The organism is Aeromonas sp. FDAARGOS 1416, from assembly GCF_019048085.1.
GTDB lineage: Bacteria > Pseudomonadota > Gammaproteobacteria > Enterobacterales > Aeromonadaceae > Aeromonas > Aeromonas veronii.
Genome location: NZ_CP077301.1, coordinates 2956693 through 2975879 on the forward strand (window position 1 = coordinate 2956693; position 19187 = coordinate 2975879).

General features: G+C 60.0%; 16 protein-coding genes. 12 read left to right on the plus strand and 4 right to left on the minus strand.

Features of this window, described 5'->3' with window-relative positions; translation table 11 throughout:
• Positions 1-114: 114 nt before the first annotated feature.
• Positions 115-1437, minus strand: coding sequence for a 23S rRNA (uracil(1939)-C(5))-methyltransferase RlmD (gene rlmD / locus I6L46_RS13155; RefSeq protein WP_216975865.1), 1323 nt, complete (start codon positions 1435-1437; stop codon positions 115-117).
• 153 nt (positions 1438-1590) lie between these two features.
• On the opposite strand from rlmD, the gene barA reads away from it, so the two are divergent.
• The 7 genes from barA (at position 1591) to galE (ending at position 10597) form a co-directional block, all read left to right on the plus strand.
• Positions 1591-4308, plus strand: a complete 2718-nt coding sequence (barA, locus tag I6L46_RS13160; RefSeq protein WP_100645154.1) for a two-component sensor histidine kinase BarA — start codon at positions 1591-1593, stop codon at positions 4306-4308.
• 89 nt (positions 4309-4397) lie between these two features.
• Positions 4398-4877 (plus strand): DUF1456 family protein, encoded by a 480-nt coding sequence (locus tag I6L46_RS13165; protein ID WP_005335594.1) that lies wholly within the window; start codon positions 4398-4400, stop codon positions 4875-4877.
• 34 nt (positions 4878-4911) lie between these two features.
• A complete protein-coding gene (locus I6L46_RS13170; protein ID WP_216975867.1) occupies positions 4912-5799 on the plus strand; it encodes an N-acetylmuramoyl-L-alanine amidase in 888 nt (295 codons plus the stop codon).
• A gap of 155 nt (positions 5800-5954) precedes the next feature.
• Positions 5955-6422 carry a Dps family protein gene (locus I6L46_RS13175; RefSeq protein WP_005362843.1) on the plus strand — a complete coding sequence of 156 codons (468 nt, stop codon included), beginning with the start codon at positions 5955-5957 and terminating at the stop codon, positions 6420-6422.
• A gap of 289 nt (positions 6423-6711) precedes the next feature.
• The gene (gene hcp, locus I6L46_RS13180) at positions 6712-8361 is read left to right on the plus strand and encodes a hydroxylamine reductase (RefSeq protein WP_216978055.1); all 1650 of its coding nucleotides are present in this window, start codon (positions 6712-6714) and stop codon (positions 8359-8361) included.
• A 111-nt stretch (positions 8362-8472) separates the two neighbouring features.
• On the plus strand, positions 8473-9474 hold the full coding sequence (locus tag I6L46_RS13185) for a hybrid-cluster NAD(P)-dependent oxidoreductase (RefSeq protein ID WP_216975885.1): 1002 nt from the start codon (positions 8473-8475) through the stop codon (positions 9472-9474).
• 94 nt (positions 9475-9568) lie between these two features.
• A complete protein-coding gene (gene galE, locus I6L46_RS13190; protein WP_216975887.1) occupies positions 9569-10597 on the plus strand; it encodes a UDP-glucose 4-epimerase GalE in 1029 nt (342 codons plus the stop codon).
• 54 nt (positions 10598-10651) lie between these two features.
• Here galE and I6L46_RS13195 read toward each other — a convergent pair whose 3' ends face one another.
• Positions 10652-11353 (minus strand): phosphatase PAP2 family protein, encoded by a 702-nt coding sequence (locus tag I6L46_RS13195; protein ID WP_216975889.1) that lies wholly within the window; start codon positions 11351-11353, stop codon positions 10652-10654.
• Between the two features lie 257 nt (positions 11354-11610).
• On the opposite strand from I6L46_RS13195, the gene mpl reads away from it, so the two are divergent.
• Together mpl and I6L46_RS13205 are read left to right on the plus strand one after the other, a co-directional pair.
• Positions 11611-12981 (plus strand): UDP-N-acetylmuramate:L-alanyl-gamma-D-glutamyl-meso-diaminopimelate ligase, encoded by a 1371-nt coding sequence (mpl, locus tag I6L46_RS13200; protein WP_216975891.1) that lies wholly within the window; start codon positions 11611-11613, stop codon positions 12979-12981.
• The gene (locus tag I6L46_RS13205) at positions 12978-13589 is read left to right on the plus strand and encodes a flavin prenyltransferase UbiX (RefSeq protein WP_069529846.1); all 612 of its coding nucleotides are present in this window, start codon (positions 12978-12980) and stop codon (positions 13587-13589) included. Before mpl ends, I6L46_RS13205 begins: the two co-directional genes overlap by 4 nt.
• Positions 13590-13661: 72 nt before the next feature.
• Here the strand turns inward: I6L46_RS13205 and I6L46_RS13210 are convergent, their stop codons facing one another.
• A complete protein-coding gene (locus tag I6L46_RS13210; protein ID WP_042079938.1) occupies positions 13662-14276 on the minus strand; it encodes a TetR/AcrR family transcriptional regulator in 615 nt (204 codons plus the stop codon).
• Positions 14277-14477: 201 nt separating this feature from the next.
• On the opposite strand from I6L46_RS13210, the gene hpt reads away from it, so the two are divergent.
• From hpt to I6L46_RS13225, 3 genes are all read left to right on the plus strand, one after another.
• The gene (gene hpt / locus I6L46_RS13215) at positions 14478-15008 is read left to right on the plus strand and encodes a hypoxanthine phosphoribosyltransferase (RefSeq protein WP_042010962.1); all 531 of its coding nucleotides are present in this window, start codon (positions 14478-14480) and stop codon (positions 15006-15008) included.
• A gap of 111 nt (positions 15009-15119) precedes the next feature.
• Positions 15120-16037 (plus strand): ABC transporter ATP-binding protein, encoded by a 918-nt coding sequence (locus I6L46_RS13220; protein ID WP_005354634.1) that lies wholly within the window; start codon positions 15120-15122, stop codon positions 16035-16037.
• Positions 16034-16807 (plus strand): ABC transporter permease, encoded by a 774-nt coding sequence (locus tag I6L46_RS13225; protein WP_005362866.1) that lies wholly within the window; start codon positions 16034-16036, stop codon positions 16805-16807. The genes I6L46_RS13220 and I6L46_RS13225 overlap by 4 nt, the downstream gene beginning before the upstream one ends.
• A 59-nt stretch (positions 16808-16866) precedes the next feature.
• On the opposite strand, the gene I6L46_RS13230 is transcribed toward I6L46_RS13225, so the two are convergent.
• Positions 16867-18969 carry a hypothetical protein gene (locus I6L46_RS13230; protein WP_216975894.1) on the minus strand — a complete coding sequence of 701 codons (2103 nt, stop codon included), beginning with the start codon at positions 18967-18969 and terminating at the stop codon, positions 16867-16869.
• Between the last annotated feature and the right edge of the window lie 218 nt (positions 18970-19187).

Sequence of the window (19187 nt, forward strand, 5' to 3'; positions counted from 1 at the left end):
ATTACATATCCGCATCGCCGTACTGATGAGCAGGATTACTTCATATACCACACCAGCTCAAACAGCCGCAGACATGCCAGATTACATATCCGCATCGCCGAACGGATGAGTCATTTACTCCCGTTCAAACAGCGCCATGGACTCCAGATGACCGGTGTGAGGGAACATGTCGAGCATGCCGAGGCGCACCAGACGGTAACCCCCTTTCACCAGCACCTGACTGTCCCGCGCCAAAGTGACCGGGTTACAGGAGACGTAGACCACCCGCTTGGGTGAAAGTTTCACGACGTGTCCCATCACTTCCAGCGCGCCGGGGCGAGCCGGATCCAGCAGCACCAGATCAAACCCTTCACGCGCCCAGGACATGCCGACGATGTCATCGCTCAGGTCGGCTTTGTAGAAACGGGCATTGGTGATGCCGTTGCGACGGGCGTTCTCTTCGGCCCGCCGCACCATGGCCAGTTCACCTTCCACACCCACCACTTCGCGAGCCTGACGGGCCAGCGGCAGGGTGAAGTTGCCGATACCGCAGAAGAGATCGAGCACCTTGTCATCCTTGCTCGCCCCGAGCCATGTCAGCGCCTGCTCAACCATGCTCTGGTTGATGGGGCCGTTGACCTGAATGAAATCACCGGGAGCAAATGCAAGAGACAGGCCATCCAGCGAGTAGGATGGGGAAAATTGTTGCTGCAGCGCTTCGATGCGATCATCGGCCGCCTGCAGATAGAGGTCGATCCCCTGCGCTTTTGCAAACTCCACCAGCAGGGCGCGGTCCGCCTCATTGGGACGGCCGGTGTGACGCAGCAGCATCATGATCCCCTGCTCGGCCTGGATAAGCTCGGCATGACCCAGCTCGCGCTGGCTCTTGAGGCGATTGAGGCACTCACGCAGCGGGGCAATCAGCGCAGAGAGCGGCTCGGCCAGCACAGGGCAACTGTCGATCTCCACCAGATCGTTGCTGTTGCGACGGCGGAAACCGACCCGGGTGCAGCGACCGTTCTTGTCAAATTTGATGGCCAGACGACAGACCCGGCGATAGGCACGATCTTCACCAGTCAGTACCGGCTCCAGTGCAGGCGCCTTGATGTTGCCCAACCGCTCGAACAGGCTGACCAGTCCGGCCGCCTTGGCGGCTTGCTGATCGGCAACCGACATGTGCTGGGCACTGCAACCGCCGCACTCGCGATAGTGGCCGCAGAAGGGGGCGATACGGTTGGCCGCCGGGGTGACCACCTGTTGCAAGGCGGCGTGACCATACTGTTTTTTCTCTTCGGTGATGCGTGCCGTGACGGTCTCGCCGGGCAGCGCCCCTTCGACGAAGATCGCCTTGCCCTGATGGCGACCGATACCGACGCAGTGGTGATCGAGGGTGTCTATCGTAAATTCAATGCGTTGGAGCTGAGTGGACTTCTTTTGGGGCTTGAAAAACTGGGCCATAAAACTTGGTGCCTATAGGTGGCTATGTCATGATTGTGGAATCTGCTGCCGGGTATTGTCCCACAAGAATAATAGTATGACCAAATACGGCCACAGAGCCCGTGTATTGCCATCAACCCTATCGCCAACCCTGTTCACTGGTGGCCTGTTCGTATGACCAAATATGGCCTGAGAGCACGCGTTCTCGCCTTCACCATCCTGCCGACCCTGATCATCGGTGGCCTGATGGCCGGTTACTTCACCTTCCACCGCTACCAGCAGCTGGAAAACAACCTCATTGATCAGGGGATCAACATCATCGAACCGCTGGCGATCGCCAGTGAATACGGGATGACCCAGCACAGTCGCGAATCCCTCAAGCGGCTGATTGGCCTGACCCACCGCAAGAACTCCCCCTTCATCAAGTCCATCGCGGTTTTCACCCAGGACAACCAGCTGTTCGTCACCTCGAACTATCACCGGGATTTCACCCGGCTCAGACTGCCCGATGGCGAGCCCATTCCGGATCTGACCAGCGTGACGTTTCAGGGGGATGACATCATTTTGCGCACCCCGATCCAGGCTGAAACCAGTCTGGATGGCTTCCCGCTACCCAGCGATGTAGAGCCGCCGATGATCGGCTACATCTCGATGCAGATGGCGACCGACAGGGCCATGTTGCTGCAGTACCGCGACACCTTCTTTGCGGTGATCATGGTGCTCATCGGGGTCGCCTTCAGTACCCTGTTTGGCTTCCGGCTGGTCAAGAGTGTGACCCAACCCATCACCAACATGGTGCAGGCGGTGCACAAGATCAGGGAGGGGCGGCTCGATACCCGGGTCAGCGGCCAGCTCACCGGCGAGCTGGATATGCTGAAAAACGGCATCAACGCCATGGCCAAAGCGCTCTCCGAATATCACGAAGAGATGCAGCAGAATATCGATCAGGCCACCTCTGACCTGCGCGAAACCCTCGAGCAGATAGAGATCCAGAACGTCGAGCTCGACATGGCCAAGAAGCGGGCGCAGGAGGCGGCGCGGGTCAAGTCGGAGTTTCTGGCCAACATGTCCCACGAATTGCGTACCCCGCTCAACGGGGTCATCGGCTTTACCCGCCAGCTGCTGAAAACCAGCCTGACCCCGAGCCAGACCGACTACATGCAGACCATCGAGAAGTCGGCGCGCAACCTGCTTGGCATCATCAACGACATCCTCGACTTCTCGAAGCTGGAAGCGGGCAAGTTGCAGCTGGAGCATATCCCCTTCAGCCTGCGCGATACCCTCAACGAGACCATGCACCTGCTCGGCCCCAGCGCCCACGACAAACAACTGGAGCTCTCCCTGCGGGTGGATGCCGATGTACCGGACTACCTCACCGGCGACCCCATGCGTCTGCAACAGGTGCTGACCAACCTCACCGGCAACGCCATCAAGTTCACCGAGCAAGGCAACGTGGATGTCCATATCGAGCAGACCGGCAGTGGCAACCACAAGGTGAGGCTCAACGTCCAGATCCGCGATACCGGCATCGGCATCTCCCAGGAGCAGCAACATCAGCTGTTCCAGGCCTTCAATCAGGCCGACTCCTCCATCTCCCGCCGTTATGGCGGCACGGGTTTGGGCCTCGTCATCACCCAGAAGCTGGTGCAGCAGATGGGCGGCCAGATCCGCTTTGAATCGGAGCTCGGCAAAGGCTCCATCTTCTCGTTCAGTCTGGATGTGGAGGTCTCCCCCCTGCCCCAGACCGATCAACTGCCGCTGGATCGGATCCGTGGCAAACGGCTCTGGCTGCTGGAACCGGATCCCTTCGCGCAAGCCTCTCTGCTCGCCCTGCTGGCGGAGTGGCACCTCGATGTGCACCCACTGACCAGCGATGATCCCTGGCCCGAGATGAGCGAGCAGGAGATGGTGATCATCGGTAGCAGCACCCTGCATACGCCGCAGCAGGTGCTCGGCCGTCTCGACAGACTGAACGGCCAGCAGCAGAACACCATAGTACTGCTCAGCAGCCACGAGCCGTCGCTCTATGAAGCGATGCTGGCCCATGGCGCCCAGCACTGTCTCTCCAAACCGGTCAACCACCGCAAGCTGCTGCACGCCCTGCTCTCGCCGGAATCGAGCCGCCAGAAGCTGCCCGCCCAGCCTGCGCCGCGCCAGTTGCAGCCAATCAAGGTGCTGGCGGTGGACGACAACGCCGCCAACCTCAAGCTTATCGCCGCCATGCTCAAGGAGATGGTGAGTCAGGTGGTGGTGTGCAAAAACGGCAAGGAGGCAGTCAAACAGGCACAGAGCCAGCCATTCGACATCATCTTCATGGATATCCAGATGCCGATCATGGATGGCATCAGCGCCACCCAGGCGATCCGCAACCAGTCCCTCAACACCACCACCCCGATCGTGGCGGTGACCGCCCACGCAATTCCCGGAGAGCGAGAGCGGCTGATCAGGCAGGGGATGGACGACTATCTGGCCAAGCCCATCGACGAGAGCATGCTGGCCCAGCTCATCACCGACTTTGCCCATCGCCGCCACCAGAATAATGGTGCCCAACAGATCGACTGGGCACTGGCGGTGCGGCAAGCGGCGGGGAAAGAGCATCTCGCCAGAGAGATGCTGACCATGCTGCTGGCCAGTTTTGACGAAGTGGAACCTGTGCTGGATAGCGCGCTGGCGGGCGAAATTGAAGATAGCGAAGTGCTGGCCCAGCTCCATCGCCTCAACGGCGGCTGTGCCTATTCCGGGGTGCCGGGACTGCAACGGCTGCTCTCCCAGCTGGAGCAACAGCTGCGTGACGGCGTGCCGGTGAGCGAACTGGAACCCGAGCTGCTGGAGCTGCAAGATGCGCTGGAACTGGTGCGCCAGGAGGCGCCCCGCTATCTCGGCAAGGCTTGATGAGCTTGACCTGAACTGTATCGGCCCCCGCTTTTTCTGACGCGAGGGCTGCCAGATGGTAAAGTTGCGCCGTTTACACAGGAGTCAGCATGACCAACAACGATATTCTGCGCCGTCTGCGCTACGCCCTCACCATCAGCAACGACCAGATGGTCGAGATGTTTGCCAAGGGCAACCTGACGGTCACTCACGCCCAGCTGCACAGCTGGTTGATGAAAGAGGCGGCGGAAGGTGAAGAGCAAGAGGCAGGCTATGTCGCCTGTCCCGACTCGGCTCTGAGCCAGTTCCTCGACGGTTTCATCATCGCCCGCCGCGGCGTGCGGGAAGATGCACCGGCCCAGGTGATCCCGAACCGGATCAACAACAACATGATCCTGCGCAAGCTGCGCATCGGTCTCAACTTCAAGGAAGAGGATATGCTCGGCACCCTCAAGCTCGCCGACTTCAACCTCTCCAAGTCCGAGCTCAGTGCCCTGTTCCGCTCCAAGGATCACAAGCACTATCAGGATTGCGGGGATCAGATCCTGCGCAACTTCCTGATCGGCCTCACTGCCAAGTACCGCGGCTGACCAGCCGCGCGACTGACCAGGCAGAGCCTTCGACATGTGCCAGCGACTCACTCCTCCCACGCTCAGCAGACTGACTGTGGCAGGGGGATGGCGCTGGCGCTGTCTTCTTCCCCTCTTCTTTCTACCACTGGTTCTGCTGCTGAGCGCCTGCACACCGTCCGAGTACCAGCTATCTACCCGCTATCAGAGCGCCAACCAGAACGAGCGGATAGCCTTTCTGATCCTCCACTACACCGACGAAGATGATGCCAATTCCCTGCGCCTCTTGACCGAGCCGGAGCACAAGGTGAGCGCCCACTACCTGATCCCCCGCGACAGCCACGAAACACCGCTCACCGTCTATCAGCTGGTGCCGGACAACGCGCGCGCCTGGCATGCGGGACGCAGCCGCTGGCACCAATATGCCGGGCTCAATGCCAGCTCCCTTGGCATCGAGATCGTCAACCTCGGCTATCCAGCAGAAGATGAGCCGCTGGCCCCCGATGCCCGCCGCTGGCAACCCTATACCCCGCAGCAGATTGCCGCCGTCGGCACCCTCAGCCGGGAGCTGGTCGCCCGCTACCAGATTCCACCGACCCAGGTGCTGGGCCACAGCGATGTCGCCCCCGAGCGCAAGCAGGATCCCGGCCCTCACTTCCCCTGGCGCCAGCTCTATCTGACGTACGGAGTCGGCGCCTGGCCAGATGAAGGTCGGGTGGCCGAGTTACTGGCCAGCCCCTTGCCCGATTGGGATGCAGCCATGTGGCAACAGCAACTGGCCCGCTATGGCTATGGCCTGCCCCAGACTGGCCAGTGGGATGAGCAGAGCCGCGCCGTCATGGGCGCCTTTCAGCTCCACTTTCGCGCCAGCAGGGTCGATAGCAAACCGGACCGCGAGTGTCAGGCCATCCTGATGGCGCTGCTCGAAAAATACTTCCCCTAATCCTCATCCATTGCCCCCGTTGCTGCGTACTGTTTGATAGCCATTAGCTATCAAACAGTTAGGCACAAGCAATTGTCCCTGCATTTTGCAAGGCGTTATTCTGACTGCGTTCCGAAAGAGAATTTCAAACCGATTTCCAAATCTGGAGGTGAATGATGAAAAGCCCGATTGGTCTTGATACTGCTCAATCACAAGCCCTGGCAGCCGAGTTGAACAAATTGCTGGCCAGCTACCAGATCCTCTACATGAACGTGCGCGGCTTCCACTGGAATATCCGTGGCAACCAGTTCTTCGAACTGCATCTGAAATTTGAAGAGATTTACAACGACCTGCTGCTGAAAGTCGATGCGCTGGCCGAGCGGATCCTGACCCTGGATGGCGTGCCGATGCACAGCTTCAGTGACTACCTGAAAGTCTCTGCCATCCCGGAGCAAAAAGGACTGCACGATGGCCGCGCCTGTGTCGAATCCCTGCTGGATAGCTTCCGCGAACTGCTGGTCGCCCAGCGCCGAATTCTGGGCCAGGCCGCCGAAGCCGGTGATGAGGGCACAGCCTCCATCCTCTCCGACTATGTGCAGCAGCAGGAAAAACTGGTCTGGATGCTGCGCGCTTATCTGGCCTGATAGTGAACCAAGCCGACTACAGCGTACGTATGCTGGCTTGAGTAAGTACCGGGCCGAAAGCTCCTGACCAGACCACGGCCCAATCCGTCTGATTGTTATGTTCTGTTGCAAACCTGAGTTGTCTCTCCTTTTATCCACCCGCTTGCCGCCCTGTTTGGGCGGCTTTTTTTGTTTTTGATCTGCATCAAGGGAATCTTAATTGGCAAATTGAATACCTATTAAGTTTTTCGCGAGAGGAATAGAATCGCCACAAAACAGACAACTGAAATGTCCAATTAGGAGAGACATGATGTTTTGTGTGCAATGTGAACAGACAATTCGTACCCCGGCTGGCAACGGCTGTGCCTACGCACAAGGTATGTGCGGCAAGACGGCGGAAACCTCGGATCTGCAGGATGTGCTGATCTACACCCTGCAGGGGCTCAGCGCCTGGGCGCTGGCCGCCCGCGAGCAGGGCATCATCGACCGCGAGATCGATGCCTTCGTGCCCAAGGCCTTCTTCGCCACCCTCACCAACGTCAACTTCGACTCGAATCGCATCGTGGCCTACGTCAATCAGGCCCTCGCCTATCGCCAGCAGTTGGCCGATCGTCTGACCGCCATGGCGGTGCAGGTCAACGACTTGCCACAGTCCGCTTACTTCGAACCCGGTGCCGAACTGCTGGAACAACTTGCCCATGCCGCACCAGCCGCCCCCAATCGGGGCAAGAGCGAGGTGAACGAAGACATCATGGGGCTGCGCCTGCTCTGCCTCTACGGCCTCAAGGGCGCGGCCGCCTATATGGAGCACGCCCGGGTGCTGGATCAGCAGAGTGACGAGGTGGCCGCCGAATTCCACCGCATCATGAGCTGGCTCAGCACAGACCCGAGCGAAATGGGTCGGCTGTTCAGCTGCGCCATGGAGATCGGTCAACTCAACTTCAAAATCATGGAGATGCTGGATCTCGGTGAAACCAGCGCCTTCGGCCATCCGGAGCCGACCCGGGCTAGGGTCACGCCGATCCCCGGCAAGTGCATTCTGGTCTCCGGCCACGACATGATGGATCTCAAACTCATTCTGGAGCAGACCAAGGGGACCGGCATTCATGTCTACACCCACGGCGAGATGCTGCCCGCGCTGGCCTACCCCTTCTTCAAGCAGTACCCCCATCTGGTGGGCAACTACGGCTCCGCCTGGCAGAACCAGCAGAAGGAGTTTGCCAACTTCCCGGGCGCCGTGGTGATGACCTCCAACTGCATCATCGACCCGAATGTGGGCAACTACTCGGATCGCATCTTCACCCGCTCCATCGTCGGCTGGCCGGGCGTAACCCATCTGGAGGGGGATGATTTCTCCGCCGTGATCGCAAAGGCCCAAGCGCTGGAAGGCTTCAAGCACACCGAGATCGAGCACTTCATCACCATCGGCTTTGCCCGCAGCGCCCTGATGCAGGCTGCGCCCGCAGTGATTGAGAAGGTCAAAGCCGGAGAGATCAGCCACTTCTTCCTGGTGGGTGGCTGTGACGGCGACAAGGCCGAGCGCGCCTACTTTACCGAGTTTGCCAAGGCGGCGCCGCGCGACAGCCTGCTGCTCACCCTGGGCTGCGGCAAGTACAAGTTCAACAAGCTCGACTTTGGCGACATCGGCGGGATTCCGCGCCTGCTGGACGTGGGTCAGTGCAACGATGCCTACTCCGCCATCCAGTTGGCGCTGGCACTCTCCGAGGCGTTCGAGTGCGGGGTCAACGATCTGCCGCTGACGCTTGTGCTCTCCTGGTTCGAGCAAAAAGCCATCGTCATTCTGCTCACCCTGCTCTCCCTCGGGGTGAAGGACATTCGTACCGGCCCGACCGCACCCGCCTTCCTCACCCCGGCGCTGCTCAAGGTGCTGGAGGAGCAGTTCGGCCTGAAAGGGACCACCACCGCCGAGGCTGACTTGGCCGAGATCATGGCGGCCTGATCGGCACCTCATGTTGTAAGCGTTTGGCGAGCCGTCCGGCTCGCCTTTTTTCTGGATCCGGCTTTTTCATCAGACGTTTTTCGAACCGTTTCAAACCTAAGGAGCCTTGTGATGACCTCTCTCACGCTCACCAGCATTGGCCGCCAACAGAACACCCACGACGTCGTGAGCTGGCAGCTGGCGCCGCTTTCTGGCAGCCTCCCACCGGTACTAGCTGGCCAGTGCATCACCCTGCACACCGAGATCGACGGCCAGCCGGAGTGCCGCGCCTATACCCTCTCCTCCAGCCCGCAGGATGCATGCTGGCAAGTGACTATCAAAGATGTGGGACGGGTCTCTAGCCATCTGCATCAGACCCTGCAAGTGGGCGACGAGATCCGGGCCGATGGCCCGTTCGGCGATTTCAACCTGACTGCCTTGCCCTGCGAGCGGCCGCTGCTGCTCAGTGCCGGCTCTGGCATCACCCCCATGTGGGCCATGCTGCGGGACGAGCTGGCCAAACGACCGGATGCCGATATCCGCTTTATTCACAGCGCCCGCTCGCCCGAGGATGTGATCTTCGCAGACGACTTGGCTGCGCTGGCCGCGACCCATGCTGGTGTACGGCACGCCCTGATTCTAGAAGAAGCCCCTTCTGATCACCCCTGGGTTGGCCGACTCACACCGGACATGTTGCGGGAATTGGTACCGGATCTTTTGAGCCGCCACGTCTATCTGTGCGGGCCCGAGCCTTACATGACCGCAGTTTGCACCATGCTGGCGGAGCTGGGGCTACCGGCACCACAGTTGCACCAGGAGTCGTTTGGTCTGCCTGCGGTTACATCGAGTGCGGCGCCAGTTGCAACCAGCAGCGACCACTTCTGGCTGACCCTGAAAAAGAGCGGCAAAAAGGTGAAGATCCTGCCGGGTCAGACCCTGCTGGCGGCACTGGAAGCGGCGGGCGAAACCATAATGGCGGCTTGTCGCGCCGGGGTATGTGGCAGCTGTCGTTGCACCACCACAGGTGACATCGAGCGCCAGAGCGTGATGACCTTGAGTGCGCAGGACCTGGAGAGCGGCATGGCTCTGGCCTGCTCCTGCACCGCGAAAGGGGATATCAGTCTCGATTATTGAGATACACAAAGGGCTTCATTGGTATCTCAACCTTTTCCCGAGCGGGCAGGACGGGTAGACTCGGCCCCAGTTTCACCAGAACACGGGATAAAAAATGACAATACTGGTCACAGGGGGCGCTGGCTATATCGGCTCCCACACCTTGGTTGAGCTGCTCGGCGCGGGGCAGCAGGTCGTGGTCCTCGACAACCTATCCAACTCCTCACCGGAGTCACTCAAGCGGGTCGAGCAGATCACCGGCAAGCCGGTCACCTTCGTCGAAGGGGATGTGCTGGACAGAGCCTGCCTGCAGCAGCTGTTTGCCAACCACCAGATCGAATCGGTCATCCACTTCGCCGGTCTCAAGGCGGTCGGGGAGTCGAGCCAGATCCCGCTCACCTACTACCAGAACAACATCAGCGGCACTCTGGTGCTATGCGAAGAGATGGCCAAGGCTGGCGTTTTCCGGCTGGTATTCAGCTCCTCGGCCACCGTCTATGGCGATCCCGCTTCGGTACCGCTGCGGGAAGATTTCCCCACCAGCGCCACCAACCCCTACGGCCGCTCCAAGCTGATGGTGGAGGAGATCCTCCGCGATCTCGCCAAATCCGATCCCCGCTGGGCTATCGTACTGCTGCGTTACTTCAACCCGGTCGGCGCCCACGAGAGCGGCCTGATTGGTGAAGATCCCAACGGCATCCCCAACAACCTGCTGCCCTATATCAGTCAGGTCGGCGTAGGCAAGCTCAAGGAGCTGGGGGTATTTGGCAACGACTACCCGACCCCGGATGGCACCGGCGTGCGCGACTACATCCATGTGGTGGATCTCGCCATCGGTCACCTGAAAGCACTGGCACGCATCAAGAGCGACACCGGCGTCTTCACCTACAACCTGGGCACAGGTCAGGGCTACTCGGTACTGGAGATGGTCAAGGCGTTTGAAGCGGCCAGCGGCCGACCCATTCCCTACCAGATCAAACCCCGTCGCCCGGGCGACATCGCCGAGTGCTGGGCAGAGCCAACGCTGGCCCGTGCCGAGCTGGGCTGGCAGGCAGAACGCGGTCTGGAGCAGATGATGGTCGATACCTGGCGCTGGCAAAGCAACAACCCGAACGGCTATCAAGGCGGATCTCTCGCGGGTTGATAACAAAACGCCCCGACATTTTCATGTCGGGGCGTTTTATTTTGCGACGTTCAATCAGTGGGTCTGACTGCGCAGCAGCGGCACCCGGGCCAATCGGGGGGCGATGCGCTCTATCAGCCGATCCGCCAGCGGGGTCAGCAGCAACCAGGGCAGACAGAGGGTCGCCAGCCCCAGTGCGCCGACGTAGACATCGGTAAACCAGTGAGCCCCAGCCAGAATGCGCGGCGCGGAAAAGATCGGCACCATCAGCAATGCGGTGACTCCCGCCCAGCGCGGTAGATAGCGCAAGGCGTAGCCGGCGAAGATCATCAGGAACAGGGCGTGATCCCCGGGGAAGCTGTCACCGGAAGAGTCCTTGGTCGGAATAGCGCTGATCTGGGTCACCCGCAGCGCATCGGCCACCATCAGGGTCGGGCTGGGTCGTTCCACCGGCAATCGGTGACCAAGCTGGTTGATCACCAGTGCACTTAGCAGCATCACTATCCCCATCGCCACCAGCTGGCGACGACCCGCCAGATCCCGTGCAAAGAAGCAGCGGACCAGAATCAGTCCCATACAGGCCAGCACCGCCAGATCGAACAGCCGGTTATTGGTGATGGCCACCAGATCGGCCCACAGAGCCGACTGCCCGAGCCAGCCGTTGACGGTATGAAAAATCGCGAGGTCCCACTGATCCCAGGGACCATGAGCGGGCAACGCAGCCCAACTGATGGCCACCAGACCACCGACCAGATAGCAAAGCAGGAACTTGCCCATGGGGACTCTCCTTTGGAAAAGGGCAATATCGTAAAACTGTAGAGTGCGTCACAAAACCGAAGAATTGTAAGAAAGTGCGACACAATATCAAGCCTCAAATAAAGCCCATCAGCCCATTCCAATCTCGCATATCCCAACAGCGCCAAGATTTCTGCCTCCAGTGCTGCATCTGTGGCCTCTCACCATGAGTGCGGCTTGTGCCACCACCGCAACACCCCCTAGAATGCGCACTTCCCTTTACTGCGAAAGGAAGCGGTATGCATATTCACATTCTCGGGATCTGCGGCACCTTTATGGGTGGTCTGGCGGTGTTGGCAAAACAGCTTGGTTACCGGGTGACCGGTTCGGATGCCAACGTCTATCCCCCCATGAGTACCCAGCTCGAGCAACAGGGCATCGAACTAACCGAAGGCTATGACCCCTCCCAACTCGATCCGGCGCCGGATCTGGTGGTGATCGGCAACGCCATGAGCCGCGGCAACCCCTGTGTTGAATATGTGCTGGACCGCAATTTGCCCTATATCTCCGGCCCCCAGTGGCTGCTGGAGCACGTGCTGCAGGATCGCTGGGTACTGGCCGTTGCTGGCACCCATGGCAAGACCACCACCGCCAGCATGCTGGCCTGGGTGCTGGAGTACGCCAAGCTGGAGCCCGGCTTCCTTATTGGCGGCGTGCCGGGCAACTTCCCGGTCTCGGCCCGCTTGGGCTCAGCCCCCTTCTTCGTCATCGAAGCGGACGAGTATGACTGCGCCTTCTTCGACAAGCGCTCCAAATTCGTTCACTACCACCCGCGCACCCTGGTGATGAACAACCTGGAGTTCGACCACGCGGATATCTTCCCGGATCTCGCCGCGATCCAGCGCCAGTTCCACCACCTGATGCGCACCGTGCCGAGCAACGGCCGGGTGCTGTTCCCGCAAGCGGATGACAACCTCACCGCCGTACGCAAGATGGGCTGCTGGAGCGAAGTGGAGCTAGTGGGTCAGAACGACGCCAAGTGGAAGGCGGTCAAGCTGGCCGACGACGGCTCCGCCTTCGAGGTGTGGCTGGATGGCGAAAAACAGGGCGAGGTGCACTGGGAGTGCATCGGCGAACACAACGTCAACAACGGTCTGATGGCCATCGCGGCCGCCCGCCATGCCGGTGTCATGGTGGAGCACGGTATTGCGGCGCTCTGCCAATTCAAATCCCCCAAACGGCGGATGGAGCTCAAAGGCGAGGTGGCTGGCATCAGTGTCTATGACGACTTTGCCCACCACCCCACCGCCATCGAGACCACTCTCGGCGGCCTGCGCGCCAAGGTAGGCGGCTCACGTATTCTGGCGGTGCTGGAGCCTCGCTCCAACACCATGAAGCTGGGGGTTCACAAGGAGGAGCTGGCTGGCTGCTTCGATGGCGCCGACGAGGTGTTCTTCTTCCAACCCCCCAACATCGGCTGGGATCTCGGCGAGGTGACGGCCCATATGACCCGTCCGGCCAAGGTATTCAACGATCTGGAGACCCTGATCAACCGGTTGGTGGCCGAGAGCCGCGATGGCGACCATATTCTGATCATGAGCAACGGCGGCTTCGGTGGCATTCATGACAAGCTGATCGCCCGCCTCAAGGATTACCACGGCGAACTATGAACAAAGCGATCACCCTGGCGCTGACCGGTGCCTCCGGCGCCCCCTACGCCCTGCGCCTGCTCCAGTGTCTGGTGCAGGCGGACTATCGGGTCTATCTGCTCGCCTCCTCGGCAGCTCGTGTGGTACTCAAGACCGAGCAGCAGCAGGATTGGCCCGGTTCGCCGAAAGAGCTCTCTGCCTATCTTTGTCGCCAATATGGTGCCAAGGAGGGGCAGATTGTCGCCTGCGGCAAGGAGGAGTGGTTCTCGCCAGTCGCCTCCGGTTCGGCCGCCCCCAAACAGATGGTGGTCTGCCCCTGCTCCATGGGCACCGTCTCGGCCATTGCCAACGGCACCTCGGACAACCTGCTGGAGCGGGCAGCGGATGTGGTGATCAAGGAGCGCGGCCAGCTGATCCTGGTGCCCCGCGAAACCCCCTTCTCGGCGATCCATCTGGAGAACATGCTGAAACTGGCACGGCTCGGAGTGACCATCATGCCCGCTGCGCCCGGTTTCTATCATGAGCCGAAAAGCATCGCCGATCTGGTGGACTTTATGGTCGCCCGCATCCTAGATCATCTGGGTGTCGAGCATGAGCTGACCCACCGCTGGGGCTATGGCCACCATTGAGGTAACCGCCACATTCGGCCATAAAAAAACGGCGCCACTCAATGAGTGACGCCGTTTTTTCGTTAAGCCGTGTTAGCGAGCCTGAATTGGCGCCGTCACGTACTTGAACAGGAAATCAGTCACCTCTTGTCGCGCCGGGCGCTGAGGTTGATTGATCATCTGCATCATCACATAGCCAAAACCGGTCAAAGAGCGGGCCAGATCCTGTGCTGACAGCACGCTGGTGATCTCCCCTGCATCCATGGCGGTTTGCAGCTCGCTGGCGATCAGCTCAAGGCAGTGATCGAGCAGCCGGGTATAGCGGGGCCATACCTCTTCCCGAACCGATGAGCTCCATTCCAGCCAGATACCGGCATAATCCGGTTGATCGTAGGCGGCATCGACAGAGAGGCGTACATGACGCTGGATCTTGTCGAAAATGGAGCCCTGGTCACCGTATGCCTGCGACAGCATCTGGTTCACAAAGCGTTCGATCTCGGCCAGCACCTCATCAACCAACTCCTCGCGGGTGTTGAAATAGTTGAAGACGGTAGCCACAGAGACCTTGGCCTGTTCGGCTATCTCGGCGTGACCTGCACGGCCAATACCGCGACGGGAGAACACCTCGATGGCACATTCCATCAATTGGGAGCGACGAGCTTCCGGCGACAGCCGGGTACGACGTCTTATTTCTGCGCGTGGTTCCATAGTTTTTATCATCTAATAGTTATTGATTATGGTGTTTATAGTATTTTAACTAATCATGCCTGAGTGCCTGCTAACTCTATCAATTAAAATAAGCCGATAAAAGCACCACGTATCTCTAGCACCCTTCAACATGAGTGGTAGAATCATCGGTTTTGATATTCATGAACGGCCAAATCCCCTTTGGCCTTATGGGAGTAAGTGATGAAACACACCGTCGAGGTGATGATCTCCGAGGCTGAAGTAGCCACTCGGATCGCCAAATTGGGTGAAGAGATCACCGCCCGCTATCAGGGTTCTGACGAAGTCGTTATGATTGCGCTGCTGCGCGGTTCCTGCATCTTCCTGGCCGACCTCTGCCGCCAGTGCCAGCTGCCCATCACCCTGGACTTCATGACCGCCTCCAGCTACGGCTCCGGCATGCACAGCACCCGTGACGTCCGCATCCTCAAAGACCTGGACGACGATATCAAGGGCAAGGATGTGGTGATCGTGGAAGACATCATCGACACCGGTTACACCCTCAACAAGGTGCGCGAGATCCTCTCCCTGCGCGAGCCGAAATCCCTAGCCATCTGCACCCTGCTGGACAAACCCTCCCGCCGCGAAGTGCAGGTGCCGGTCGACTGGATTGGCTTCGCCATTCCGGACGAATTCGTGGTCGGCTGTGGCATCGACTACGCCCAGAAGTACCGCAACCTGCCGTTTATCGGCAAAGTGGTACCCCAGGAGTAAGCCAGGTTCAGGAATATCACGGGTGAAGCGGCCTTGCGCCCTTTACTCTGTGCAGGCGGCCTTGGCCGCCTTTTCTGTATCGAGCCGGATTCAACCATCACAGAGGTTGCAATGAACGCACTGGAAATCAGCGGCCTGAAAAAGACCTATCAGGGGGGCGTCGAAGCCCTTAAAGGCATCGATCTTACCGTCAGGCAGGGGGATTTCTTCGCCCTGCTCGGCCCGAACGGCGCGGGCAAGTCCACCACCATCGGCGTCATCAGCTCGCTGGTGAACAAGAGCGCCGGCAAGGTGAAGGTATTTGGCTACGACATCGACAGCGATCTGGAACAGGCCAAGGCCCAGCTCGGGCTGGTGCCGCAGGAGTTCAACTTCAGCCAGTTCGAGAAAGTGATCCAGATTGTCACCCATCAGGCCGGTTTCTACGGCGTACCCAAGGCGGAAGCCAAGATCCGCGCCGAGAAGTACCTGCGCCAGCTCGATCTGTGGGAGAAGCGCGACATGCCTGCCCGCACCCTCTCCGGCGGCATGAAGCGTCGCCTGATGATCGCCCGCGCCCTGATGCACGAGCCCAAACTGCTGATCCTCGATGAACCGACCGCCGGGGTCGATATCGAGATCCGCCGCTCCATGTGGACCTTCCTCAAGGATCTCAACGAGCAGGGCGTCACTATTATTCTCACCACCCACTATCTGGAAGAGGCGGAGATGCTCTGCCGCAACATCGGCATCATCGACAAGGGTCGTCTGATCGAGAACACCAGCATGAAGAATCTGCTAGGCAAGCTGGGTCGCGAGACCTTCCTGCTCGACCTTGCGCCAGGTTCTGCCGTACCCGAGGTGCCAGAGTTCAACGGCCGTATGCCGGATGAGCGCACTCTTGAGGTGGATCTCGACAAGAGCCAGTCACTCAACAGCCTGTTCGAGCAGTTGTCGAACCAGCAGGTGCAGGTCGTGAGCATGCGAAACAAGGCCAACCGGCTGGAAGAGCTGTTCGTCAATCTGGTCGAAGAGGGGAGAAAAGCATGAATCTGGCCATCTATTACATCGCCTTCAAGAGCATTCTGGCCAAGGAGGTGAGCCGCTTTACCCGGATCTGGATCCAGACCCTGGTGCCGCCCGCCATCACCATGAGCCTCTATTTCGTCATCTTCGGCAACCTGATCGGTTCGCGCATAGGTGACATGGGCGGCTTCACCTACATGGAGTTCATCGTGCCCGGCCTCATCATGATGTCGGTGATCACCAACTCCTACTCCAACGTTGCCTCTTCCTTCTTCAGCGCCAAGTTCCAGCGCAATATCGAGGAGATGCTGGTCGCGCCAGTGCCCAACTACGTCATCATCGCCGGTTACGTGGGCGGGGGCGTGGCACGCGGCCTCTGTGTCGGCCTCATCGTCACCCTGGTGTCGCTGTTCTTCGTGCCGCTGCAGATCCACCATCTGTTCAGCGTCTGCGTGACCGTGCTGCTCACCGCGATCCTCTTCTCGCTGGGTGGCCTCATCAACGCGGTGTTTGCCAAGACCTTCGACGACATCAGCATCATCCCCACCTTCGTGCTGACACCGCTCACCTATCTGGGCGGAGTGTTCTACTCCATCAGCCTGCTGCCCCCCTTCTGGCAGGGTGTCTCCCAGGTGAACCCCATCATCTACATGGTGAACGCGTTCCGTTACGGTTTCCTCGGTATCTCCGACGTGCCACTCGGCACCGCCTACCTCATCATCATCGGCTTTATCGTGGCCCTCTACGGTATCGCCTGGTGGCTTATCTCCCGCGGCACCGGCCTGCGCCACTGATTGCCAAAATGGGCACCTCGCGGTGCCCGTTTTCATTGTCCTGCCAGCCTCGGGATGACCTAGACCCGGATAGCGTGATCCTTTAGCAGCCGGGCGGTGAGCTCAAGCTTCTCGTTGCGCTCGGCAGCCCGCTCGGGAACCGTGACGCCCCCCTGCTCATCGACCCGCTCCTGACCGAAGGCATCGTCGATAGCCAGGGCCATGGCGGTGCGACCAGCAGCGAGATCGGGATCGATCAGGCTCTCCTGCATCCGGATCCGGTTCTCGCTGGCCGCCAGCTGCAGTTCCTCCAACTGGGTGGCGAGAGTGACAATCCGGTTATCGACCCGCTGGGCCAGTTCGAAGAGACGGTTTTCATTCCCTGCCGCCATCGCCAGTCCATCTAGCTGCTCCCCTTTGCGCTGATCAAAGTTGCTTACCGCACGAGCAGCCAGCTCCAGTGCATACGCCTTGGTTGCCATGGCGTTGACTCCGCCCTCCCAACCGACATCGGACCCCACCCCCAGTGTCACGCCAAGGGTAGTATGAAACTTGGCTCCCTGTGGCCCGAAAGCCGCAGTGGCACCGGCCGATGCACCTACCCCCAGATTGGCGGAGGCGCGTACCTTGGCCGAAAGGCTATAGGCATCCGCATACGGACTCTTGAGCAGATTGAGCTGGGCACTCCCCTCTGCTTTCATACCAGCAAAGGCCGAGGCGTTGGCCGTTACGCTGACCACTGGCCCATTGGGCGTCATGATAGCCGCTGCACCGGCCTCCAGCTTGGCATTGGCTACCACCTCGGCCGAGCCTGCCAGCTTGGCGTTAAGCAGGTTGCCGATAGTCCAGCTCCCCTCCACCGACAGCCCCAGCCTGCTCACCAGCTCGGCACTGGCCCCGATGCGCAGCAGACTAAGGTCATGGGGCCCCGGGGTGTAGCGCGATCCGTCGGTATCATTGACGATCTTGTTCACCGGATTGAATACCAATGAGCCCTCCGCCTTGCCAATCACCAGCTCGGCCTTGGCACTCGCCTTGTTCTCCTGAGCCAGGGCCACCTTGCTGGCAAACTCTCCTACCGGCGTGTCGCGACGCCCCTCCCACTTGCCAATCTCGATCTTGGCGAAAGCCTCCACCAGCGCACTGGCACTGACCAGCCCGAGCCCGCCAAAGGCCTTCTGGCTCACGGGCTCACCCGGTTTCAGCTCCTTGCTGGCCGCAGAGAGAGGGCTCTTGAGCTCGGCCCGGACACCACTCTGATAGTGCTTTCCTGATGCGGCCTCTCCCTGCCAGAGCGCCTTATCCTGCGCCTCGCGCTCAAGCCACGGCTCATCCAGTCCATCCACCAGCGCGGTCAGCAGCTCGGTCCTGAGCAGGCCAATCTCCCCCTGCTTGCTCACCTGCTGCTGAATGCTGAGATCCAGAACCTCCTTGAGGTGGCCCAGCTCCAGCAACTGACTGTGGGTCAACAGGATATCGCGACCATTCTCCTCGGCAGTGGCTTGGGGCTTGAGCTCACCCAGTGCGGGCAGAGCCTGACGCAAGGTCCCGCAAAACAGCTGCCACTCGTGGCTTGCTGCGACCTCTTCACGGGTCGGTGCCCGCTCAAGCCGTCGCGCCATCATCCCCTCACTCACCCCGAACATCAGGTCTAGCCCCCCTTGCAGCTCCCGCTTGAACAAGTCGTTGGCCCCCTCCTGTTGCAGGCGAGCCAACTCGCTGCACCACTGGCGGATCTGCTGGTTACTCTCGATAGGCTGATTGACTCTCCCCTGCTCGTTGCAGACCCACGCCAACTGAAATGAGGGAGGCTTGCCACCCTGCGCCAACGCCTGACGGCGGACAGCGATGTCATCGACCAGTTTTTGCAACACGGGATCCTGCTGACGAGAGCGGTTCTTGCCCGAGTCGATCCAGAACTGCAGCGCCTGTTCAATCTTCGCCAGCCCGGCCAGTGAAAGCGTTGGCTGGGCCTGATAGTGCCGCACTGCCTGCTTGACCGCCTTGAGTTCCGGGCTCTGCCGATGGCCAATACCACGGCGGATCCCCCTCTCGAACTCCCGGTTACCGGCATCCAGCAGCCGTAGTCTGGCGTTACCAAGGCGAGCAGTAGCAGGAGGTGTAGCATCAGAGCTTGTCTGCTGATGACGGCTTACATCGATATCCGGGGAGGCAATTTTCATGGCAAGAAACCTGCGTTGATGAGAGAGAAGATCCTCAGCGTACGCCGCCCCCCCTTGTCACCCTGTCAGCGACGGTCCCGCTTTTTTAGGATTCGGACTGACCCGTAAAAGATGTCTGTCAGCTCACAATTTCGGCACAATCACCCGCCCCTCCGACCAAAAACGCTAAAAAAATGACGACAAGTGATAAGCAGCCACCGATCAGCCGCATAGGGTGT